Source organism: Stenotrophomonas sp. TWI819, assembly GCF_039673075.1.
GTDB classification, from domain to species: Bacteria; Pseudomonadota; Gammaproteobacteria; order Xanthomonadales; family Xanthomonadaceae; genus Stenotrophomonas; species Stenotrophomonas rhizophila_B.
Map to the genome: position 1 here is coordinate 175,658 of NZ_JBDJKY010000006.1, position 21,652 is coordinate 197,309.

The following is a 21,652-nucleotide window of genomic DNA, read 5'->3' on the forward strand; positions in this document are numbered from 1 at the left end:
GTCATCCATGTGTAAGGCGAGGTACTTCGTTTTCAGAACTGTGTTGCGAGCCGGAACCCGACTACCCGCGCATCGCTCTGCGCGCGGATCGCACGTGGCGCTTCCAGCGGAAAACCAACAAAGACATCCCAGTCCAGGCTGAGCGCCTGGCCTCGGGCGCCTACGTGGGCACCGACCATGTCGCCACCGGCGATTCCCTGCACCGCATTGCTGGCGATATGGCCCACATCCACGCCGACGTAAGGCGAGAAGCGGCGGTGCAGGCTGAAGTTGAGACTGTTGCGCCAGTAGCCACCGGTCGCCCCACCCATCATCACTTCGCCGTCGAAGCCGTTGACGGTGTAGCGGCCACCAATGCTGATGAATTCGGCGCCGTACAGCGGGTCGGAGGTCCACTGATAGCGCAGCGCGCTGTTCCAATAGATTGGGCGGGGGCCCTGCAGCACCGGAGCGCCGACACCGATATCCAGCGTGGTGATGCGGTAACGGAAGGTGGGGGCTTCGTCATCGCGTCCTGGGCCATCGTCATCGCCGCCCAGCCACGGCAGGCCACGTCGGTGGGCCAGGCGCAGATCTGCCTGCAGGCTGCCCACGTACTGACGATGCAGCAGGGCCAGTTCCGCCGAGGTGGTCCTGCGGCGCTGGCCTCGCAGTTCAACGCCTTCGACGAAGCTACGCGAGTGGCGCTGGGCAAGGCGCAGCTCCATGGCGGTGCGATAACTCTGGCCGCGCGTGAGCAGGCGTTCCACCGTCAGATCCAGGCTGCGCGAACGGCCGGTGCTGCTGAAGTCGTCGTTGTTGCCGCGAATGATCTGCGCATAACGCGAGCCGTACGTGCTGGTCGAGAAACGCCAGTTGCCCAGCGGCGCGCTCCAGGATGCGTTGTAACCATGCGTGCCCTTGCCGTGCTCGGCGCTGCCATCGCTGTTGATGCCCATGCTCAACAGGTCGTTGATGCCCAGCAGGTTGTCGGCCCATACGGTGGTGCCGGCCTGTTGCTTGCCGGTACCTTCACTACCCCCATCGTCCAGCGACAATGCACTGCGCCAGCGCCGCGTGGCCTTCAGAGTAATCACCACGTCCGACTCGCCAGGCTGCGCGCCGGGCACCAGTTCCATCTCCACATCCTGCGATGGCACCCGCTTGAGCTGCTCAAGGCCCTGCTCCAGCGCGCGGAGGTTGAGCACATCGCCAGCGCGCGCCGGGAAGGCACTTTTCCACATGGCATCGCGAGGAGGGCCATCGGCGAAACGGATCTGACGGATGGTGCCCGCTACCAGTTGCAGGCGCAGGGTGCCTGCGCCCAGATTCTGCTCGGGCAGGCCGATGCGGGTGGTGACATAGCCCTTGGCCAGGATCAGGTCCGATGCTCTGCGCACCATCTGCGCGATGCCCTCCTGGCCAATGCAGCGTCCCTGGTACTTGTCCAGGTAGCGTTGAGCAAAGGCAAACCGGTCGCGATGCGCTCCATCGAGCACGATGGCATCGATGCGGAAGCAGGGCGATTCGTCGGGCAGGTCCGTGGAATGGTAGTTGGCGGCAGCTGGTGCGGCAGGGCCTACAACTTCAGGAATCGCTTGCCGTTCAGCGCGCTCACGCGCTTCGCGCTCGGCACGGTCGCGCAGTTCCTGCTGATCGGCCAGCGTTGGCTGACCCGCCTGCGCCAACGTCGCAACGGGAGCCGTCAGACCCAGGATCAAAACGAAAAACAACGCACTCAGGCGCCGTGGCGATGACACTGCAATTGCATCCATTCAATCAGACCATCCAACCGAAGCCCCGTTCATGGGCACCTTCGCGGGTGTACTGCACGACATCCGTGTCCTTTCCGCCGCCTTTTCCGCGGCCTACAGGTCAAGCGTGCAACGCACCTCGTTCAACTGCCATGTCAACGGGACTGTGATGTTTCAGCAGTCTGCGCACGCGGTGCCATCGATGGACCGCCGTTTCAGTGCTGCCCCCTGTACCAGGCTGCCATCGCCATTCAAGCCATTGGACGTCGGCAAGCATGAAGGTGTAGCCCCATGCCTGAGCGTTGCCTGTCAATGTGCGAGAACTGCGAAGTCAAACTGCAACCCGCTCTTGCCTTGCCTGTGTTGCCTTCCATTGCCTGCGTGCAGCTCCATGTACCTCGGCATCGCCTCCGGAACACATATCCGCTCCCAACACCGTGCTGAAGTACCAGGTTGGAGGCGATGGGGAACGCTTCGCGTTCGTCTGCCAATGGGCGCAACCTACCAAAAGTTAATGAAATGTAAAGCACGGGTTCGTTCAGCGGAGCGGCAGAAATGAGATCAGCGTCACATTCCCGACCGTATTTACAACGTCACGGCGGCAATTCAGCTCAGCTCATCGCGGCGGCGCAGCCAACTCGCGCGCACTCAAATATCCGTCGCCATTGGCATCCTGTTTGTGGAACCGCTGGATCAGCGTCTGCCGCTGCTGCTCCCGCGTGATCGGCGGGCCCTTGCCACCGGGCAGCTCATCGGCGCTGAGCACGCCATCGCCGTTGCGGTCCATGCGATCAAAGGCGTACAGCAGCCACTGCACGTATTCCTCCACGCTGACCCGGCCGTCGCCGTCGGTGTCCATCCGCTGCAGATAGCTGCCGGTGTCGGTGACCTGCGCCTGTGCCGTCGGGCCCAGCACGCCAACGGCCAGGCCCAGACACGCAAAACGCCGCACAAGGCGGCGTTTCGCGGAGACGTTCCCGGTTGGGAAGCGCATCGATCAGTGCGCCGTCAGTGCGTAGCCCTTCAGGCGCGCGGCGTAGTTCTGCAGCGCGGCGATGCCACTGGCTTCGGCTTCGTGGCACCAGGCCTGCAGCAGCTTCAGGCGCTCGGCGGCGTCATTGCCGCGCGCTTCCAGCAGGGCCGCCAGACGGGCGCGGTGTTCCACCAGCACGCGGATGCGCGGGCGCTGTTCGACCCACGTGCTGAGCTGGGCGCGGCAATCCGGCTTGAGCCAGCGGCCGTCGTTGACCAGGCCGCGGCGCATGCGGCGCGGCAGCAGCTTGCGCAGCTTGGCGCCGGCCATCGCGGCCTCTTCGCGCAGGGCCGGCACGAACACGTTGCGCTGGTAATCGGTCATCGCCTGGAAACGGTGCGACAGCAGGGCCTTGAGGGTTTCCGCATCCGGCACGGCGATGTTCGGCCGCACGTCCATGCTCGGCGCCACGCGCAGCACCTTGGCCAGACGCACCGCCTGCAGGCCGCGGATCACCGCCCAGCCGATATCGAACTCCCAGCGGCGCATCGAGAAGCGGGCCGAGCTCGGGAAGGCATGGTGGTTGTTGTGCAGCTCTTCACCGCCCACCCAGAACGCCCACGGCGTCAGATTGGTGGAGGTATCGGCCGATTCGAAGTTGCGGTAGCCCCACCAGTGGCCCAGGCCATTGATGACGCCGGCCGCCCAGAACGGGATCCACGCCATCTGGATCGCCCAAAGGGCCACGCCGGGCAGGCCGAACAGCATGCTGTTGATGACCAGCAGCGCGACCGGGCCGAGATTGGCGTGCGGGGTGTACAGGTGGCGCTCGATCCAGTCGTCCGGGGCACCCCGGCCGTACTGCTCGATATCCGCGCGCATCGCGCGGGCCTCGCGGTACAGCTCCACGCCCCGCCAGAACACCATGCCGATGCCCTTGGTCACCGGACTGTGCGGGTCTTCATCGGTTTCCACCTTGGCGTGGTGCTTGCGATGGATCGCCACCCACTCCTTGGTGATCATGGAGGTGGTGAGCCAGGTCCAGAACCGGAAGAAGTGCGCGATCACCGGGTGGAAATCCACCCCGCGGTGCGCCTGGCTGCGGTGCAGATACAGGGTCACGGCGAAGATGGTCAGCTGGGTGAACACCAGCAGCACCAGGCCCATGCCCCACCAGCCGAGGCCGACGACACCGCCGGTCAGGAAGTTGAGGAGCGTATCGAACATCGCAGGACTCCGGGCCGCAGTCGGCCGTCAAGGAAACAGGGATACCTCCAGACATGATGGGGCCAGACGTTGCAAACTTCATCCCTTCGATGCCATTTTTGCGCAGTCATTCAGTTCTCCCCTTACCTTCGTGAGCATGCCCCCGCATTCATGACAGTCGCAGCCTCGCCGGCGGTGCCGGCCTCCTCCGTCCCCCTGATCGAGCTCGACCGCGCCTGTGTCATCCGCGGCCAGGTCCGGGTCCTGCACGATCTCAGCCTGCGCATCGAACAGGGCCAGCACACCGCCCTGCTCGGCCCCAATGGCTGCGGCAAGTCGTCCTTCATCAAGCTGATCACCCGCGAGCTCTACCCGCTGGCGCACGGTGATGGCACGGTGGCGGTGCGCGTACTCGGCCAGAACCGCTGGCAGGTGGACCGGCTGCGCTCGCAGCTGGGCATCGTCACCGGGGACCTGAGCAGCAACCTCTCGGACATGCCCGGGCTGACCGTGGAAGAGGCAGTGCTGACCGGCTTCTTCGCCAGCTTCGTGGTGCCGGCCTTCCGCGAGGTGAGCCCGGAGATGCGCGAACGCGCGCGTGAAACCCTGGCGATGACCGGTGCCCTGCCCCTGCTGCAGCGCGGCTATGCCGAACTCTCGGCCGGCGAAACCCGGCGCGTGCTGATCGCCCGGGCGCTGGTGAACCGGCCGCAGGCGCTGCTGCTGGATGAACCCTCCACCGGGCTGGACCTCATCGCCCGCGAGCAGCTGATCGCCACCATGCGCGAGCTCGCCCGCCAGGGCATCACCCTGGTGCTGGTGACCCACCACATCGAGGAGATCATTCCCGAGATCGAGCGGGTGGTGATGCTGCGCGGTGGCAAGATCCTCGCCGATGGCCCGCGCGCGGAACTGCTGCGCGATGCGCCGTTGTCCGAGCTGTTCGGCGGCCCGATCCGCGTGGTGGATCAGGCCGGCCGGTTGAGTGCGTTCGCGGGTTAGGTCACGCAGCCTAGAACCTCACCGCCACCGCGCGTGATTCGATCGGGGCCATCCGGCTCTGGTCCTGCAACTGCAGGTCGCGCACTTCGAACGGGGCGGCATAGCCACGCGGAAGTGCCACGCTGGCGAACGGCAGCCGCAGCTCACCCGCCCCCGCCGTCGCGAACCACGCCGCACTGTGTGCCTGCGCCACTGGCCGCAGCGTCCCGTCGGGGCCGGTGGCATACAGCGTGCCGCGCGCCTCGTAGCGGCCGGGCGCACCGATCTGCAACGGCAGGCGCAGCTCGCGGCGGCTGGCATCCGCCTCGACCTGGCCCTGGAAGCGCGCCGTCGGTTGCGCCACGGCGAACGCCACCTTGGCATCGCGCTGCACGCCGTCGGCACTGACGAAGGCCTGCAGTTCCCACAGCCCCTGCGCCGTGCCGATGTCCTGCGGCACGGTCACCTGTGCACGCAGACCGTCTTTGCCAGCGACCAGCGGCACCGGCCAGCTGCGGCCATCGGGCGCCACCAGCAGGGCCTCGCCCACGGCCGGCAGCGGCCGCGCGCTGGCACGGCCAAGCTGCGCCGCTGCCGCACCGCCGTCGTTGACCAGACGCGCGCTCAACGTGAGCGTGCCACCGGCCAGCACCCGTTCGCCGCTCGCCTGCAGCTGCAGGGCGATCAGGCTGTTGGGTTCGAGCACCTGCACCACATAGCGGCCCTGGGCCTGCGTGCTCTGCAGGCGGTAGTCGCCCACCGCCGCCGTGATGCCCGTGCGGAGCATGGCCGTGCCCGTGCCGACCGACATCCCGGCCGCGCGCAGCTGCTGGTCATCGACCACCTTGGCCACCGCCAGTGCGCCGGCCGGGTCACGTACCTGCCATTGGGTGGTATCCAGCGCACGCGCGCCCTGCACCGGACTGAGCTGGATCACCGCGTCGGGCGCGGTCAGCGGCAACACCAGGCCCTGCTGCAGCGCCGGTGCGTCCACCATCTCCCAGTAGCTGCGGCTGCTGGCCATGAAGACCGGCGCAGGGGTCAGCGCCTGGGTCGGATCCAGCGCCCAGGCAAAGCTCACCGGCGCCTGCTCCACCGGCCCGGCCGGCAAGGGCGCACGCTCCACCGCGCGTGGCACCTGGTCGCTGGCGCGGGCGGCCAGCAGCGGCTGTGCCGCCTGCAGTGGCAGGGCTGCCAGGGCGGCGAGCAGGGCCACCGCGATCGTCGTCTGTCGCATCATCGGGGGGCTCCTCACAGGGTCAGGTCGTTGCGCAGGATCGTGCCCAGGCCGAAGCACTCGCGCCGGCTCTGGTTGTGGCTGAGTGGCTCGGCGCCTTTGGTGCGCTGCGTGTCGGTGAACCAGGTGGTGCCGGCCGCCTTCTGGCTGCTGCACTCCAGGAAGCCATCGGAGCAGCTGTTCAACCAGTTCTGGGTGAACTCCAGGCCCACGTTCTGCGCATAGCCACCGCAGTAGCTGTTGCTGTCCCACACCGCCGATTCCACATCCGAGCCGACCACCGCGCGGAACGGCCTGGGCAATGCAGGCCGGCCGGCCGTGCCATACAGGTTCTGCGCGTTGTAGGTGGCCATGTGGCCCACCTGCTGCTGGCGCACGGCATCGCTCTTGTAGCCCAGCAGCCAGCCCACCGAGGTTTCGAACATGTTGCCATTGAGCACCGCATCGGCCAGCGGCGTACCGGCCGAGGACGGCGCAAGGGCGGTGACCTTGCTGACCGTCTGGATGATCTTCGGATAACGGCTGTCATAGGTGGGGTTGGACAGGATCCAGCGCACCACGTTGCCGCCGTTGGAATGCGTGATCACCACCAGCTTGGTGATGCCACGGCTGTTGATGAAGCTGGTCAGCTGCCCGGCCAGGCAGCCGGCTGCCTCCGGCTTCCACATGTACTGCTCGAAATCGCAGTTGATGACGGTGTAGTTGCTGCTGTTGGGCAATCCCTGGCGCACGGTATCGATGATGCCCGGCTGCCAGTAGTCCACGCGCGCATCGGTCTGTTTGCCGGTGCCATGCACGAACGCCACCCCCACCACATCGGCCGCGTGAACACTGCCGCACGCCAGCATCACTCCCAGGGCGATACCGCCACCCCACCTTCCTGCGTTGCTTCGCATCCGCTGTCTCCTTGCAGGTGATCCCCCTGATGACCGGCGCTGCCGCGTTGCCATGGGGTGCATGTATCCATGCAGATATGACGAACGATGGCGCCTGCGATGACGCTATGTCGTGCGATCCATGAAATCCGTGAACCAGTCGCGGGTTTCCGTCATCCGGGGCACGGCCATGCCGGATCTGGCCGGATGACGAACGGCCGCTGTCGTTGAAGGATGAAGCTGCGATCATGCCGCTCCCCTCTTCTTCGAGACCTGCCGATGTCCTCGTCCCTGCGCTCCGCTGCCGCTCGCCCGCTGCTGGTGACTGCCCTGCTCGCCGCGCTCGCCGGCTGCGCGTCCACGGCCGCACCGCGCACCACGGCGGTGGAGGCCTCGGTCACGACCAAGGCGGTCGGCTACCTGCAGAGCACGGCCGTACCGGACAGCCTGGCCCTGGTACCGTCACCGCCGGCCGCCGGTTCTGCCGGCTTCGCACTGGACGAACAGGTCAGCCGTGAAGCCCGTGCCCTGCGCGGCAGCCCGCGCTTCGAACAGGCCCACCGCGATGCGGAACTCGCCTTCCCGGCCGGTGCCAACCAGTTCTCCTGCGCGATCGATGTCGACGTGGATGCGGTGAAGACGCCGGCCCTGTACCGCCTGCTCGAACGCAGCCGGATCGATGCCAGCGCGGCCACCCGCACCGCGAAGAAGCACTACCAGCGCGCGCGGCCGTTCATGGTCAATGGTGAGCCCACCTGCTCGCCGGAAGACGAGCAGGACCTGCGCGGCAATGGCTCCTATCCGTCCGGCCACACCTCAATCGGCTGGGCCTGGGCGCTGATCCTCTCGGAGATCGCCCCGGACCGCGCCGATGCGATCCAGGCACGCGGCCGCAACTACGGCGAGAGCCGCCTGGTCTGCAACGTGCATTGGCAGAGCGACATCCTGGAAGGCCGTTTCATGGGCGCCGCTGCTGTGGCACGCCTGCATGACAACGCCGCGTTCAACAGTGACCTGCTGGCGGCGCGCAAGGAGATCGCGGCGGCGCGAAAGGCAGGGCTGCATTCGGCGCGGGATTGTGCGGCTGAGGAAGCGGTATTGAAGGTGCGGCCGGCAAGCGCGTTGTAAGGCGGCGCCACCTGTCGATGGCATTGTGGGTAGTGCCGGCCGCTGGCCGGCTCTCCGCGATCTCGATCAGGACGATGCGGAGCCGGCCAGCGGCCGGCACTACCCATCCGCGTTCAACAACATCAGCTCAGAACAGAAAACGGCGCGGATTTCTCCGCGCCGTTTTCGTTTTTCAACGTGCCCACCAACGGTGGGCACTTACCGCATGACGTGCATCAGAACTTCGCGGTGAACTCCAGACCGAACGTGCGCGGCTCGTTGAGGAAGCCGGTCAGGTTGTTGAAGTCGATCGCGCCGACCACGCGCACCTGGTCGGTCAGGTTGCGACCGTACACGGCCACGTCGTACTGGCCGTAATCCCAGTTGTAGCCCAGGCGCAGGCCGCCTTCCAGCGAGGAGCGGCTGCGGAACTCCGGCGACTCGTACAGGAAGAAGTTCACTTCGCTGCGGTAGGCCCAGTCGGTGTAGACGTAGAACTCGCTGGCATCGTTGACGGGGAAGCCGGCGCGCAACGTCAGGTTGTGGATCCACTTCGGCGCCTGCGGCAGCGGGTTGCCGTTGACCAGTGCGTAGGTGCCGCCATCGATGACCGTGGTCGGGTCGGTGATGGTGCAGCCGCCGCCACAGATCGCCACCGCCAGATCCTTGTCCTTGATCTCGGTGTCGTTGTAGCTGCTGCCCAGGGTCAGCAGGACGTGGTCGGTCAGGTAGGCTTCGAAGTCCAGCTCCGCACCCTGGCCGAGGGTCTTGTCGGCATTGAGCAGGGTCGCGGTGTTGTTGGTGCCACCCACGGCGATCAGCTGCTGACCATCAACGTTGTAGCGGAACACGTTGAAGCCCAGGCGTGCGCGACGGTCGAACAGGTCGGCCTTGATGCCGGCCTCGTAGGAGATCACCTTCTCCGAATCCGCCTGCGAGACGCCACCAAAGGCCAGGCGGCCCTGGATCGACGGCGCGCGGAAGCCCTTGGCCACGCGGGCATACGCGTTGAGGTTGTCGGTGATCTGGTAGACGCCGCTCAGGTCCCAGCTGACGTCGTTGACGTCGGTCTTGGCGATGTACGGGCCGCTGACCGGGGTGCCGAACGGCACGGCCTGCAGCACGCTGGCGCTGAAGTCCTTCTTGTCCTGCGTGTAGCGCACGCCACCGCGCAGCTTGAAGCGCTCGGTCACGTCGAAATCGCCGGAGGCGAACGCGGCCCACGCCTTGTTGCGCTGCTGCTGCACGGCGTGACCGGTCTGCGGATTGCCCGGGGTCAGCGAGTCGTAGTTGAAGCTGTCGATGGTGACATCTTCATCGAAGTAGAACACGCCGGCCTGCCAGTCGAAGCGGCCCCACTCATTGGATTCCACGCGGAATTCCTGGGTCCACTGGCGGTGGTGCGGCAGGCCATCGGCCGATTCGGAGGCGAACGGGATGTTGCCCGGGCCGTAGTTGCCGGCGCCCAGGAAGCTGGCACCGTAACCGCCGTCGATGTCGCCATGGTTCAGCGATTCGGCGGTCTCGTAACCGGTGATCGAGTGCAGCGTCACGCGGCCCAGATCCCACTTCAGGCGCGCGCTGCCGCCCCAGGTTTCCAGGTCGGAGAAGTTCTGGCCATCGGTGGAGACTTCATCGCGGTCGAAGTTCTCGACCAGCTGGTTGGTGCCCGGCTTGAGGATGTTGGCGCGGAACAGGCGCGCGGTGCCGTTGAGCTTGCGCTTGTGCAGGTTGAACAGCGCTTCGACGTCGTCGCCTTCGTACAGGAACTGCACGCGGGCGGCGGCTTCGTCGTAGCCTTCAAAGCCCTGCGCCGGGGCGCCCTGGCGGGTGTTGGTGACCCAATCGTCGCGGCGCTGGTACAGCGCGGACACGCGCGCCGACCAGCGGTCGGTCAACGGGCCGCCATAGGCGCCCTGCGTGTTCCAGGTGTTGTAGCTGCCGTAGGCGACCTTGATGTAACCGTCGGCATCCTGCGAGGGACGCGCCGAATCGAACTTCACCACGCCCGCCGGGGTGTTGCGGCCGAACAGCGTGCCCTGCGGGCCACGCAGCACTTCCACACCGGCCAGGTCGAACAGCGGGAAGCCCTTCAGCAGCGGGCTTTCCTGCACCACATCGTCATACACCAGCGAGACCGGCTGCGAGGCATTGAGGTCGAAATCGGTGTTGCCCAGGCCGCGGATGTAGAAACGCGGGAAGGCACGACCGTAGGACGATTCAATGTTCAGGCTCGGCACACGCGCCGACAGGAAGCGGATGTCATCGCCAGCCGAACCGAGCACGTCGAGCTTCTCACCCTGGATGGCCGAGATCGACACCGGAACGTCCTTGGCGTTTTCGACGCGGCGTTGCGCCGTGACCTGCAGCGTATCGAGGGCCACCGGATCCTTGGTGGCGGGGGCGTCCTGGGCTGCGGCCGTCAATGGCAGCAGGGCGGCGAGGGCGACAACGAGCGGGTGCACGGACGGGAAACGGCCGTGGGCAGTGCGGTTCGGGAACATGGCGTTTAGGCTGTGTTGGGAGGGGTGGTGGACCGGCGCTACCAGACAATTGTTGCAGTACAGCAACAGAGCCGCAAACAATCGCTATTCATTACCCCCTTCCGGGAGCGCGCGTTGTGACGCCGGTCGCGGCCCGGCCTCCCCGGTCACGGCCTGAATGCCCTGCCCGCTGTCCTGCCGGGCGCGCCATCGCTTCGGTATGCTGGCGGCCCTCGATGCCCATTCACGTTGCCACGCCGATGACCTTACTGCGCCGTACTCGCCTGATGCTGTCCGTTGCCCTGCTCGGCCTGCTGGCTGGCTGCGGCGGTGATCCCGTGCGCCCGACCCCGCCGCCGGCGGCGATCCCGGTGACTCCGGCCAAGCCGGTCAAGATCGGCATCGCGCTCGGCGGCGGCGCGGCCAAGGGCTTCGCCCATATCGGTGTGATCAAGATGCTGGAGGCCAACGGCTTCGAGCCGGTGGTGGTGTCCGGCACCAGTGCCGGCAGTGTGGTCGGCGCGCTGTATGCCAGCGGCATGGACGCGTTTCAGATGCAGTCCAAGGCGGTAGCCCTGGATGAAGCCAGCATCCGCGACGTGCGGCTGTTCTCCGGCGGTCTGGTGCAGGGCCAGAAGCTGCAGGATTACGTCAACGCACAGGTCGACAACCGCCCGGCCGAGAAGCTGAGCAAGCCCTTCGCTGCGGTCGCCACCCAGCTGGAAACCGGCGAGCGCACCGTGTTCGTGCGCGGCAATGTCGGCCAGGCGGTGCGCGCCTCCAGCAGCATCCCCGGTGTGTTCGAGCCGGTGAAGATCGGCAAGTACAACTACATCGACGGCGGCGTGGTCAGCCCGGTGCCGGTGGATGCGGCGCGCCAGCTCGGCGCGGACATCGTGATCGCCGTGGACATCTCCAGCAAGGCCAGCGGCAAGGCGCCGACCGGCATGCTCGGCATCGTCAACCAGTCGATCTCGATCATGGGCCAGCGCCTGGGCGAGCAGGAACTGGCGCGCGCGGACGTGATCATCCGGCCGAAGGTGCTGGACATCGGCGCCGCCGATTTCGGCCAGCGCAACAACGCGATCCTGGAAGGCGAGAAGGCCGCGATGGCGGCGATGCCGCAGATCCGCGCCAAGGTCCAGCAGCTGCAGAAGGCGCGTGCCGCCGCGCTGGCCCCGCCGCCGCCCACGCCCAAGTGCGATGAGCCTTCGCGCGTGGGCAAGCTGATGGGGCGCAAGGAAAAGTGCGTGTAACCCGGTAGCGCCAAGCGCTGCCCGGCTGCCTTACTCCAGCTGCGACAGCGGCAGCGCGCGGAAGTCCTTCACCGTGCGCAGCACGAAGCTGGAATTGACGTCGGCCACGCCGGCGGCATTGAGCAGCTTGTCGAGCAGGAAGCTGGAGAAGTGCTCCAGGTCGCGCACGTAGATGTGCAGCAGGTAATCCATGTCGCCGGTGAGCGCATGGCAGGCCACCACCTCATCCCATATCAGCACGCTGTCGGCGAACACGCCGATGGCGTGCTGGTCGTGCTTCTCCAGCTGCACCCGGACGAAGGCCTGCAGGCCCAGGCCGATCTGGCGCGGCTCCAGCCGGGCACCATACCCGGCGATCACGCCCTCGCTCTCCAGACGCTGGACCCGTCGCAGGCAGGCCGACGGGGACAGATTCACCCGGGCGGCCAACTCGGCGTTGGTCGCGCGCCCGTGTTGCTGGATTTCCGCCAGCAAGCGCAGATCCGTGCGGTCGAACTGGGTATCTCCGGCCATTGCTGCCCCGCAACATGAGGTGGACGCAATGATCTTGCGCCAGAAGCCCGTATCCGCGCAACTTTGCAAACCTCTTGCGCGTGCCCTGCCCTAGCATCGACAGATGACTTCCCAGGAGACCACCACGATGGAAACCGCCACCGCCCCCCGCCGCGTCGAACACCAGCAGACCGACAAGGGATACGTGCCGGTCTATACCACCGCCATCGTGGAACAGCCCTGGGACAGCTACAGCGCCGACGACCACGCCACCTGGAGCACGCTGTACCAGCGCCAGCGCGCGCTGCTGGAAGGCCGCGCCAGCAAGGAGTTCCTGCACGCGCAGGACGAGATGGGCATGAGTGCGCACATGATCCCGCGCTTCGACCAGCTCAACGAGGTGCTGGGCGCGGCGACCGGCTGGACCCTGGTCGGGGTGGAAGGCCTGCTGCCGGAGCTGGATTTCTTCGATCACCTGGCCAACCGGCGCTTCCCGGTGACGTGGTGGATCCGCCGCCCGGACCAGATCGACTACATCGCCGAACCGGACATGTTCCATGACCTGTTCGGGCATGTGCCGTTGCTGATGAATCCGGTGTTCGCCGACTACATGGCCGCCTACGGCCGCGGCGGCGTCAAGGCGCATGCGATCGGCCCGGAGGCGCTGCAGCACCTGACCCGCCTGTACTGGTACACGGTGGAGTTCGGCCTGATCAACACCGACGAAGGCCTGCGCATCTACGGTGCCGGCATCGTCTCCTCCAAGGGCGAATCGCTGTACTCGCTGGAGTCGGCGGCGCCGAACCGGATCGGCTTCGATCTGGAGCGGATCATGCGCACCCGCTACCGCATCGACACCTTCCAGAAAACCTACTTCGTCATCGACAGCTTCGAGCAGTTGATGGAGGCGACCGCACCGGACTTCACCCCGATCTATGCTGCGCTGGAGGCCAAGGAGCATCTGCCGGCCGGTGAGGTGCAGGACGGTGACCGCGTGTTCCAGAAGGGCACGGGCGAAGGCTGGGAAGACGGCGGCGACGTGTAACGTCGTGACGCAATTCACCGGGGCGGTTGAAGTTTAGACACCTAACCTTCAAAAGCTTCGGGAGCTTTTGAAGGTTGGCAATGGGTGGAGCCGGGTCATGCGCTGCTGCTTTTCATCGCGGATACGCCAGCAGCACGACCAGATCCCTCTCCCCCACCTGCTGCAGCGCATGCGAGCTGCCCGTTCTCGTCAGCAGCGCATCCCCCGCTGCCACGTCGTACTGCTTCCCATCCAGCACGTAGCTGCCCTGTCCGCTGACGATGTAGTAGATCTCGTCCTTGTGCTGGGGATGCAGGCCGATCCCCGCGCCCTTGTGCAGCACGCGCTTGCGCAGCACGAACGGGAGGTCCGTGTCCTCGGCGAAAAACGGATACGCCGTGGTCGGCCCCGCTCCACCATGCGGGCCGGGCTGGGTCACCGCGATGTCGCGTTCGTGCACGACACGCGAGGGCTTCGCCGCATCACTGCCCTGCCCTGCACTGCGCACCTCGCAGTCGATATCGCGCCTCAGCGCCGACTTTAGTTCAGGCTGCAACGCCACCCAGTCGCGCATCACCAGGCACGCCACCGCCGTCGCACCGGCCACGCTGAAGTGCGTGCCATCGGCCTTGTTCTGCTCGGGCACGAACATGAAGTACGGCTTGGCGCCCTGTTCGCCCAACCCGCGGATCCAGCGCGTGGAACTGTCGTTGAGATCGATCAGCGCGACCTGCTCGCGGGTCGCCAGCGCTTTCACCGCCTGGGTGTACACACCGTGCGTATCCAGCAGCGAACCGAAGTCATACAGCAGCCGCGCCACCGGGGTGATCAGCACCGGCGTGGCACCCGTGTCGCGGGCCATCTGCACATAGCGCATCAGGAACTGCGGGTACGCCGTAGCGGGATCGGTATAGCGGGTGGGATCTTCGAACTTGGCGTCGTTGTGACCGAACTGGATCAGCAGCACGTCACCGCGCTGGAGCTCGGCGGCGATCGCGTCCAGGCGCTTCTCATCGATGAAGCTGCGCGTGCTGCGGCCGCCCTTGGCGTGGTTGCGGACCTCCCACACAGCGGGATCGAGATAGCTCTGCAGGGCCTGGCCCCAGCCGGCCTGTGGCGCGCGCTCCGGGCCGTACTCGGCGGCGGTGGAATCCCCGGCAATGAAGATGCGGTGCGGGGCGCACAGCGCGCTGGGGGCCGCGAGCAGCAGCGACAGGGACAGCAGCAAACGCAGCATGGTCATGCTCCTGGGTGGAGAGCTGACGGCCGGCGGCCGGCACTACCGGCACCCACGATCTGCAGCGCAGATCGTGGGCGCGCCAGCGCGTAGCGAGGGTGTTACCGGGCGAGCCAACCACCGTCGACCGGCAGGACCGCGCCGTTGACGTAGTCCGAGGCGCTGGAGGCCAGGAAGACGGCGGTGCCGCCGAGGTCTTCCGGGGTGCCCCAGCGTGCGGCCGGGATGCGATCAAGGATGGACTTGTTGCGGTCCTCATCGGCGCGCAGCGCGGCGGTGTTGTCGGTCGCCATGTAGCCGGGGGCGATCGCGTTGACGTTGATGCCCTTGCTCGCCCACTCGTTGGCGAGCAGGCGGGTGATGCCGGCGATGCCGCTCTTGCTGGCCGTGTACGACGGCACGCGGATACCGCCCTGGAAGGACAGCATCGAGGCGATGTTGATGATCTTGCCGCGGCCCTGGGCGATGAAATGCTTGCCGGCGGCCTGCGAGATGAAGAACGCGGACTTGATGTTGACGTTCATCACGTCGTCCCAGTCCTGCTCGCTGAACTCCACGGCATCGGCGCGGCGGATCAGGCCGGCGTTGTTGACCAGGATATCCAGGCCGCCCAGGCCTTCGATGGTTTCGCGGATGACGCGCTCGACCGGCTCGATGCTGATCAGGTTCGCTTCGACCGCCAGGCAGCGGCGGCCCAGCGCGGTGATCTTGGCGATGGTCTCGGTGGGGGGCGCGATGCCGGCCACGGCGACGTCGGCACCGGCCTGGGCCAATGCGACCGCGATGCCCTGGCCCAGGCCGGTGTTGCCACCGGTGACGAGGGCGACCTTGCCTTCCAGACTGAACGGATTAGCCATTGCGTATGTAGTCCTTGTCCAATGCGTAACAGACGCCGCCGGCGCGATGCCGGCGGCGCGTCGGGGTCACTTGAGCTGGCAGATGTCCAGCACGTGCATGTCGGTGTAATCCAGGTTCTCGCCGCCCATCGCCCAGATGAAGGCGTAGTTGCTGGTGCCGGCGCCCATGTGGATGGACCACGGCGGCGACACGACGGCTTCGTTGTTCTGGATGACGATGTGGCGCTGCGCCTCGGGCTCACCCATGAAGTGGTACACGCGGTCGTTCTGACCCAGATCGAAGTAGAAATAGACTTCGCTGCGGCGGTCGTGCAGGTGCGGCGGCATGGTGTTCCACACGCTGCCCGGCTTGAGCACCGTCAGGCCCAACAACAGCTGCGAGGACTGGCAGGTGGCCGGCACGATGTACTGGTAGATGGTGCGCTCGTTGCTGGTTTCCAGCGCGCCACGGTCCAGGGCCACAGCGTCCTTGATCGACAGCGCCTTGGTCTCGAAGCGCGCATGCGCCGGGGTCGAGGCCAGATAGAACTGGGCCGGGGTGGCGGCGTCATCGGAGGCGAACACCACCTCGGTGCTGCCCATGGCCACGTACAGGCCATCCTTCGGCCCGAGCTTGAACACGGTGCCATCGACCGTGACGGTGCCGCTGCCGGCGCCGACGTTGATCACGCCCAGTTCGCGGCGTTCCAGGAAGGCATGGCCGGCGGCCGAGGCCGGTTCGGTCTGCTTGGGCAGCGAGACCGGGCCGTTGACCGGGGCCGCACCGCCGAGCACGAAGCGCTCGTAGTGGGTGTACTTCAGGGTCACCGCATCGGCGTTGAACAGACCGTCGAGCAGGTACAGATCGCGCAGGTCGTCATTGCTGGCGCCCTTGATGGCGTCGGGATGGGTGGCGTAATGGGTCTTGCAGTACATGGCGTCTCCAGAGCAGGGGTGGGGCGATGGGTCGGCCCCGGCACGATTTCAGCTGATTGTAGCCAGTTGGTAAACCGGTGTCATTTTGCAGCGCACGATAGGTCGGGGCGGGCCCCGGCGGGCGGAATCTCCCGCGGATATCAATCCTCGGGCGGCTGGCAGGAATCGCGCACGATCAGGTGCGGGCGCACGCTGGCGTGCTGCATCACGGCCTGGCCATCGGGCTGGATCAGCATGGCCGCAGCAGTGCGGCCGGTGTCGCGGGTGTGGCGCCGCACCGAGGTCAGCGACGGCCACAGGCGCGAGGCCAGCGGGCTGTCGTCGTAGCCGATGATCGAGAGCTGGCGCGGGATGTTGATGCCCGCGCGCAGCGCGACCTTGTAGATACCGGCGGCCATTTCATCGTTTCCGGTGAAGATGGCGGTCGGGCGCTGCTTGCCCAGCAGCAGCTTCTCGGCCGCGGCCACACCGGATTCAAAGGTGTACCCGGCCTCCACGATGCGTGCCGGCGGCAGCTCGATGCCGCGCTTGGCGAGGGCATCGATGAAGCCGGCGGTGCGTTCGTGCGCCGAGCGGTAGGCACTCGGGCCAGTGACCAGGGCGATATCGCGGTGGCCCAGCGAGAGCAGGTAATCGGCCGCTTCGGCGGCACCGTCGCGGTCGTGGGTGACCACCATCTGCGAGGTTTCGTCCAGCGGCAGCGAGGCGATCCGGGTGAAGCGGCAGCCGATCTCATCGAGCATGTCCACCAGCGCCTGGTCTTCGGAGGCACGTGGTACCAGGATCACGCCGTGCAGCTTCTGCTGCTGCACGAAACGGCGCACGCCATCGATGTAGCCGGGGCTGCGCGAATCGCAGGGGTGCACGACCAGCTCGAAGCTGGAGCCGCGCAGCGCATCCAGCGCGCCGTACTGCATGTCCACGATGTACTGCGCGGTCGGGTTGTCGTACACCATCCCGATCAGGAACGAGCGCCGGAACGCCAGCCCACGGGCCAGCGGGTCCGGCGTGTAACCGACCTCGCGCATCAGTGCTTCGACCTTCTCGCGCGTGTCCTTACGCACCAGCGGCGAGTTGTTGATGATGCGCGAGACGGTCTTCTTCGATACCCCGGACAGACGCGCGATGTCGTTGATCGTGGCGGCCTTGCCTTTGGTCAATCCGTGCGGCGACGGATCGGTTTTGCTGCGCAATGACATGTCGTTCAAACCGGGGATGAGTCAAGGGATTCTAGCGGGGAGCTCAATCGAGGGCGCGGTAGCGGAAATTCCGGAACTGGACCTTGCCGTCGCCGGCAGCATAGATCGCCGGCTTCAGGGCCAGGAACTTGCCCGCCACATTGTGATGGTAGCCGGAGACTTCCATCTGAACCGGGTACTTCTGCCAGGTTTTGCCATCGGTGCTGGAGTGGATGGTGACGATATGGCGGTTGTTGGTCACCCGCAGCCACAGCTTGCCGCCGGTGGCGCTGGGGGCCAGCCGGGTGGGGCGCTCCTCGCCGTAGCGGTGCATGATGAACTTCTCACCGTTGCTGCCCACGCCCACGTACAGGCGGTCGCTGTAGAAGAGCAGGGCGCCGCCCACCGCGCCGGGCGCGATCTCCATCTCGACCTCGAACTGGTAGGCCTTGTCGCCGGCGATGGCGGTCAGTGGCGAGCTGTCGCGCGGGGTTTCGCCCTTGCCCTGCAGGACCAGGCCCTTGCCGGTGAACTGCAGGCGCTTGTACTCGTCCTGGGCCGGATTGAAGAACGACCACTGCGCACCGAGCGTGCTGCCGCGGAAATCGTCGGACAAGGCCATGCCGTGCTGGCCGACCGAGGTCCCCGACGGCTTGGCGAGCGGCTGGCCGAGGTCGCCGCCCTTGGCGACGAACCAGCCATCGGCGGTCCATTCGATCGGCTCCAGCAGCGCCTGGCGGCCCAGCGTCCAGTACCCGTTCTCGTAGCCGTGATACATCATCCACCAGCGCCCGTCGGTGCCTTCAATGACCGTGGCATGGCCGCGCGACCACCACGGCTCGGCGGCCGACTGGGTGCGCATGATCGGGTTGTTCGGCGCGTTCACCCACGGGCCGTGGATCGAGCGCGAGCGCGCGGTGATCACCATGTGCCCGGTCGGCGGGCCGGCGGTGCCACCCACAGCGGTGGTCATGTAGTACCAGCCATCGCGGAAGTTGATCTTCGGGCCTTCCTGCGCATAGGCCTCCACGTCCCAGCTTTCCGGGTACTTCCAGCCGTCGTAGACGTGCTTGGGCGTGCCGACCACGCTCAGGCCGTCACCGGCCAGCTGCACGTAGTCGCCACCGCTGAGGAACAGGTAGCGCTTGCCGTCTTCGCCCACCGCATGGCCGGGATCGATGTAGCCGCCCAGGCCGATGTCGATCGGCTCGCTCCACGGGCCCTTGATGCTGTCGGCCCAGACCACGAAGTTGCTGCGGGTCTCGCCGGTGCGGGCCGGGAAATAGATGTAATAGCGGCTGCCGTGCTTGACGATGTCCGGGGCCCAGATCGCACCCACGTTCTTGGTGATCGCGTGGCCCAGTGGCTGCCAGTTGACCAGATCGCGCGAGTGCCAGATCGGCAGGCCGGGGTAGGCATCGAACGAAGACAGGGTGAGGTAGTAGTCCTGCCCATCCTTGAGCACCGACGGGTCCGGGCGATCACCGGCGAACACCGGGTTGAGGAAGGTGCCATTGCCCAGATCGGCTTGGCGCTGGTTCTCGATCCCGCGCTTCCAGGCGGTGGCCGGCTCGGCGGCGTGGCCGGCGCCGGCCAGCAGCAGGCAGGCGGTGGCGAAGCTCGCCAGGGTCTTCCTCAGGTGCATCGTCTTTCTCCCTAGAACGTATCGTGGGCCGGCCGCGCTCAGCGCGCCCCGGGCCCGGCAAGACGCTGTTGCCAGCGCGGGTACTCGGTGGTGATCAGGGCCTGCGGCCAGGTGCCGTACCAGTGATAGCCGGTGCGGCGCTCGCGCGGGATGTCGTTGAACGTGGCCACGCGTTCACCCTCGCGGTTGGCCAGCAGCACCGAACTGTCGCGCAGGTCGTGGAAGCGGCCCCACAGCAGCGGCGCGCCTGCATCAGCGACCAGGCGGCGGTCGACCGTGGTGCGGTGGAACGCGAACTGTTCCGGCGTCGTCTCGAAGGTCTCCAGCCGCCACCCGGTCAACGCGTGGGCCTGGAACCACGCCATCGCGGCGTTGACCGAGGCGACCACCTCCGGCGCAGGATCCGGGATCGACATCAGGTAGCGGACCACGCCGACACTCTCGTCGGTGACCAGCGCCGGCAGTTCAAATTTCCTTCCCTGTGCGGGCAGCAGGGTGGTGCGGTCGTACTGACCGGCCCAGATCGTCGGCACGCCGTCCTGGCGCACCTGCAGGCGCAGCAGACAGGCGTCGCCGGCAGTGACGGCGGCGTCCACGCGGGCACGCTGATCGGCAGTGACGAACCCGAACGCCGGCTCGCGCTGGATGCGCCGCAGCGTGGTCAGCACGCCACTGGTGACGTCGTCTGCGAACGTGATGTGGCCGTGGTACGAGGTACGCGAGGGCACCGAGTGCGGCCAGCCGCCACAGCGGGGGATCTGCTCGGCGAGGATGAAGTCCAGGCCACGCACGGCCGCGTCGCGGTAGCGGGCATCGCCGCTGCGCGCGAAGGCCTCGGCGAGGTAGCTGACCTGGGTGTAGATGTTGCGGTTGTCGAAGCTGCCGCCGGGGGTGGCCTGGTCGGCCAGCACCTGTGCCTTGGCGGCATCGTCGAGAATCCGCTGCGGATCCTGGTTGACCGCCCAGCCGCCGCCATGGCGTTGCAGTGCGACCAGGGTGTCGGCGATCTGCCGGTACTGATCGGGGGCATAGCGCGGGTAGTCCGTGCCGTGCCCGCTCTGCCAATGGTTGATGCCATCCTGGAAGCCGCGCAGCGGGATGTCCTGGCCCTGCGCCATGACGGCGCAGGGCAGGGCGATCCACAGCAGGGCCGCCAACCGCCGCACGCTTACGCGCGCAGCAGGGCGGGCAGCCACAGCGACATTTCCGGGAAGAAGGTGACGATCAACAGCACGCCCAGCGCGGCGAACCAGAACGGCCAGATCGAGCGCATGCTCTCACCGACGCTGATCTTGCCGATCGCGGTACCGATGAACAGCACCGAGCCCACCGGCGGCGTCACCAGGCCCAGGCCACCGGTCAGCACCAACACCAGGCCGAAGTGGATCGGATCGATGCCGTAGGCCTTGGCTACCGGCAGGAAGATCGGCGTGCAGATCAGGATCATCGGCGCCAGATCCATGAAGGTGCCCAGCAGCAACAGCATGATCACGATCATCAACAGCACCATGAACTGACTGTGCGCGAACGACTGCAGGAAGTTGACCGCGGCCGACGGCACTTCGAGGTACGCCAGCAGCCAGCCGAACACGGCCGCCGTGGCGATCACGAACAGGATCACGCCGGTGCTGCGCGCGGCATGGGTGACCGTGCCGAGGAACTCACGCCAGTCGAGCTGGCGGTACAGCACGGTGGTCACCAGCAGCGCGTAGACCACGGCGATCGCCGCGCTCTCCACCGCGGTGAAGATGCCGGCACGGATACCGATGAAGATCAGCGCGACCAGGCCCAGGCCAGGCAGCGCCGAGACCAGGCGCAGCAGCACCGCACGCCAGCCCGGGAAGATCTCCACGCCGTAACCGCGGCGGCGTGCCACGAGATAACCGGTGATCATCAGGACGACGGTCATCAGCAGCGCCGGCACGATACCGGCCGCGAACAGATCGGCGATCGACAGCCCACCACCGGCGGCGGCCGAGAACAGGATCAGGTTGTGCGACGGCGGCACCAGCAGCGCGACCAGCGCGGCGGTGATGCTGACGTTGACCGCGAAGTCACGGTCGTAACCGCGCTTGACCATCTGCGGGATCATCGTGCCACCGACCGCCGAGACGTCGGCGATGGCCGAACCGGACACACCACCGAAGAACAGCGAGGACAGGATCGAGACCTGGCCCAAGCCACCGCGCATGCGACCGACCAGCGACGAGGCCAGCGAGATCAGACGCTCGGAAATGCCGCCGCGCATCATGATTTCGCCGGCGAAGATGAACAAAGGAATGGCGATCAGTGAAGCCGAGCCGGTACCGGCGGAAATCTGCTGGACCAGCACCAGCGTCGGCAGATCCAGGTACCACAGGGTGGCCAGGGCGGCGGCGGCCAGCGCGAACGCAACCGGCACACCGAGCAGCAACAGCACCGCGAACACGGTGAAAAGAATGGTAATACCCATG

At 66.7% G+C, this 21,652-nt stretch carries 18 protein-coding genes; 4 read left to right on the plus strand and 14 right to left on the minus strand.

Annotated features, from left to right (window positions below; all coding sequences use genetic code 11):
* Positions 1–32: 32 nt before the first annotated feature.
* The 3 genes from ABE463_RS10485 to ABE463_RS10495 all read right to left on the minus strand — a co-directional run bounded on the left by ABE463_RS10485 (position 33) and on the right by ABE463_RS10495 (position 3,933).
* Entirely contained in the window at positions 33–1,754 is a 1,722-nt protein-coding gene (locus ABE463_RS10485) for a ShlB/FhaC/HecB family hemolysin secretion/activation protein (RefSeq protein ID WP_346468123.1), read from the minus strand.
* Positions 1,755–2,349: 595 nt separating this feature from the next.
* Complete coding sequence (locus tag ABE463_RS10490; protein WP_346468124.1) at positions 2,350–2,727, minus strand: EF-hand domain-containing protein; 378 nt, start codon at positions 2,725–2,727, stop codon at positions 2,350–2,352.
* Between the two features lie 3 nt (positions 2,728–2,730).
* On the minus strand, positions 2,731–3,933 hold the full coding sequence (locus tag ABE463_RS10495; RefSeq protein ID WP_346468125.1) for a fatty acid desaturase: 1,203 nt from the start codon (positions 3,931–3,933) through the stop codon (positions 2,731–2,733).
* Between the two features lie 150 nt (positions 3,934–4,083).
* On the opposite strand from ABE463_RS10495, the gene ABE463_RS10500 reads away from it, so the two are divergent.
* Entirely contained in the window at positions 4,084–4,914 is an 831-nt protein-coding gene (locus ABE463_RS10500) for an ATP-binding cassette domain-containing protein (RefSeq protein ID WP_346468126.1), read from the plus strand.
* Between the two features lie 10 nt (positions 4,915–4,924).
* On the opposite strand, the gene ABE463_RS10505 is transcribed toward ABE463_RS10500, so the two are convergent.
* Both ABE463_RS10505 and ABE463_RS10510 read right to left on the minus strand, forming a co-directional pair.
* Positions 4,925–6,133, minus strand: coding sequence for a DUF4785 domain-containing protein (locus ABE463_RS10505; protein ID WP_346468127.1), 1,209 nt, complete (start codon positions 6,131–6,133; stop codon positions 4,925–4,927).
* 11 nt (positions 6,134–6,144) lie between these two features.
* The gene (locus tag ABE463_RS10510; protein WP_346468188.1) at positions 6,145–6,978 is read right to left on the minus strand and encodes a hypothetical protein; all 834 of its coding nucleotides are present in this window, start codon (positions 6,976–6,978) and stop codon (positions 6,145–6,147) included.
* A gap of 306 nt (positions 6,979–7,284) precedes the next feature.
* Here ABE463_RS10510 and ABE463_RS10515 point away from each other — a divergent pair, with 306 nt between their 5' ends.
* Positions 7,285–8,133, plus strand: a complete 849-nt coding sequence (locus ABE463_RS10515; protein ID WP_346468128.1) for a phosphatase PAP2 family protein — start codon at positions 7,285–7,287, stop codon at positions 8,131–8,133.
* Between the two features lie 215 nt (positions 8,134–8,348).
* Here ABE463_RS10515 and ABE463_RS10520 read toward each other — a convergent pair whose 3' ends face one another.
* The gene (locus ABE463_RS10520; RefSeq protein ID WP_179460615.1) at positions 8,349–10,616 is read right to left on the minus strand and encodes a TonB-dependent receptor; all 2,268 of its coding nucleotides are present in this window, start codon (positions 10,614–10,616) and stop codon (positions 8,349–8,351) included.
* A gap of 239 nt (positions 10,617–10,855) precedes the next feature.
* Between ABE463_RS10520 and ABE463_RS10525 the strand changes: the two genes are divergently transcribed.
* Positions 10,856–11,851: a patatin-like phospholipase family protein gene (locus ABE463_RS10525; RefSeq protein ID WP_346468189.1), complete on the plus strand. Its 996-nt coding sequence runs from the start codon at positions 10,856–10,858 to the stop codon at positions 11,849–11,851.
* Between the two features lie 30 nt (positions 11,852–11,881).
* Here ABE463_RS10525 and ABE463_RS10530 read toward each other — a convergent pair whose 3' ends face one another.
* On the minus strand, positions 11,882–12,364 hold the full coding sequence (locus ABE463_RS10530; RefSeq protein ID WP_121043838.1) for an Lrp/AsnC family transcriptional regulator: 483 nt from the start codon (positions 12,362–12,364) through the stop codon (positions 11,882–11,884).
* Positions 12,365–12,491: 127 nt separating this feature from the next.
* On the opposite strand from ABE463_RS10530, the gene phhA reads away from it, so the two are divergent.
* Complete coding sequence (gene phhA, locus ABE463_RS10535; protein WP_346468190.1) at positions 12,492–13,388, plus strand: phenylalanine 4-monooxygenase; 897 nt, start codon at positions 12,492–12,494, stop codon at positions 13,386–13,388.
* 112 nt (positions 13,389–13,500) lie between these two features.
* Here phhA and ABE463_RS10540 read toward each other — a convergent pair whose 3' ends face one another.
* The 7 genes from ABE463_RS10540 to ABE463_RS10570 all read right to left on the minus strand — a co-directional run bounded on the left by ABE463_RS10540 (position 13,501) and on the right by ABE463_RS10570 (position 21,651).
* Complete coding sequence (locus ABE463_RS10540) at positions 13,501–14,604, minus strand: GDSL-type esterase/lipase family protein (protein WP_346468129.1); 1,104 nt, start codon at positions 14,602–14,604, stop codon at positions 13,501–13,503.
* A 101-nt stretch (positions 14,605–14,705) separates the two neighbouring features.
* A complete protein-coding gene (gene kduD / locus ABE463_RS10545; protein ID WP_259260694.1) occupies positions 14,706–15,461 on the minus strand; it encodes a 2-dehydro-3-deoxy-D-gluconate 5-dehydrogenase KduD in 756 nt (251 codons plus the stop codon).
* A 66-nt stretch (positions 15,462–15,527) separates the two neighbouring features.
* Positions 15,528–16,376: a 5-dehydro-4-deoxy-D-glucuronate isomerase gene (kduI, locus tag ABE463_RS10550; protein WP_346468130.1), complete on the minus strand. Its 849-nt coding sequence runs from the start codon at positions 16,374–16,376 to the stop codon at positions 15,528–15,530.
* 140 nt (positions 16,377–16,516) lie between these two features.
* Positions 16,517–17,575, minus strand: coding sequence for a LacI family DNA-binding transcriptional regulator (locus ABE463_RS10555; protein ID WP_123731196.1), 1,059 nt, complete (start codon positions 17,573–17,575; stop codon positions 16,517–16,519).
* 43 nt (positions 17,576–17,618) lie between these two features.
* Positions 17,619–19,199: a family 43 glycosylhydrolase gene (locus tag ABE463_RS10560; RefSeq protein WP_346468131.1), complete on the minus strand. Its 1,581-nt coding sequence runs from the start codon at positions 19,197–19,199 to the stop codon at positions 17,619–17,621.
* A gap of 38 nt (positions 19,200–19,237) precedes the next feature.
* Positions 19,238–20,395, minus strand: coding sequence for a pectate lyase (gene pelA / locus ABE463_RS10565; RefSeq protein WP_346468132.1), 1,158 nt, complete (start codon positions 20,393–20,395; stop codon positions 19,238–19,240).
* Positions 20,368–21,651 (minus strand): TRAP transporter large permease, encoded by a 1,284-nt coding sequence (locus tag ABE463_RS10570; protein ID WP_123730975.1) that lies wholly within the window; start codon positions 21,649–21,651, stop codon positions 20,368–20,370. Before ABE463_RS10570 ends, pelA begins: the two co-directional genes overlap by 28 nt.
* Position 21,652: the final 1 nt, after the last annotated feature.

Excerpts from the sequence above, each read along its gene's own strand:
- ABE463_RS10485 (WP_346468123.1), bottom strand. The coding sequence starts at position 1,754 with ATGGATGCAATTGCAGTGTCATCGCCACGGCGCCTGAGTGCGTTGTTT.
- ABE463_RS10490 (WP_346468124.1), bottom strand. The coding sequence starts at position 2,727 with ATGCGCTTCCCAACCGGGAACGTCTCCGCGAAACGCCGCCTTGTGCGG.
- ABE463_RS10495 (WP_346468125.1), bottom strand. The coding sequence starts at position 3,933 with ATGTTCGATACGCTCCTCAACTTCCTGACCGGCGGTGTCGTCGGCCTC.
- ABE463_RS10500 (WP_346468126.1), top strand. The coding sequence starts at position 4,084 with ATGACAGTCGCAGCCTCGCCGGCGGTGCCGGCCTCCTCCGTCCCCCTG.
- ABE463_RS10505 (WP_346468127.1), bottom strand. The coding sequence starts at position 6,133 with ATGATGCGACAGACGACGATCGCGGTGGCCCTGCTCGCCGCCCTGGCA.
- ABE463_RS10510 (WP_346468188.1), bottom strand. The coding sequence starts at position 6,978 with ATGCTGGCGTGCGGCAGTGTTCACGCGGCCGATGTGGTGGGGGTGGCG.
- ABE463_RS10515 (WP_346468128.1), top strand. The coding sequence starts at position 7,285 with ATGTCCTCGTCCCTGCGCTCCGCTGCCGCTCGCCCGCTGCTGGTGACT.
- ABE463_RS10520 (WP_179460615.1), bottom strand. The coding sequence starts at position 10,616 with ATGTTCCCGAACCGCACTGCCCACGGCCGTTTCCCGTCCGTGCACCCG.
- ABE463_RS10525 (WP_346468189.1), top strand. The coding sequence starts at position 10,856 with ATGACCTTACTGCGCCGTACTCGCCTGATGCTGTCCGTTGCCCTGCTC.
- ABE463_RS10530 (WP_121043838.1), bottom strand. The coding sequence starts at position 12,364 with ATGGCCGGAGATACCCAGTTCGACCGCACGGATCTGCGCTTGCTGGCG.
- phhA (WP_346468190.1), top strand. The coding sequence starts at position 12,492 with ATGGAAACCGCCACCGCCCCCCGCCGCGTCGAACACCAGCAGACCGAC.
- ABE463_RS10540 (WP_346468129.1), bottom strand. The coding sequence starts at position 14,604 with ATGCTGCGTTTGCTGCTGTCCCTGTCGCTGCTGCTCGCGGCCCCCAGC.
- kduD (WP_259260694.1), bottom strand. The coding sequence starts at position 15,461 with ATGGCTAATCCGTTCAGTCTGGAAGGCAAGGTCGCCCTCGTCACCGGT.
- kduI (WP_346468130.1), bottom strand. The coding sequence starts at position 16,376 with ATGTACTGCAAGACCCATTACGCCACCCATCCCGACGCCATCAAGGGC.
- ABE463_RS10555 (WP_123731196.1), bottom strand. The coding sequence starts at position 17,575 with ATGTCATTGCGCAGCAAAACCGATCCGTCGCCGCACGGATTGACCAAA.
- ABE463_RS10560 (WP_346468131.1), bottom strand. The coding sequence starts at position 19,199 with ATGCACCTGAGGAAGACCCTGGCGAGCTTCGCCACCGCCTGCCTGCTG.
- ABE463_RS10570 (WP_123730975.1), bottom strand. The coding sequence starts at position 21,651 with ATGGGTATTACCATTCTTTTCACCGTGTTCGCGGTGCTGTTGCTGCTC.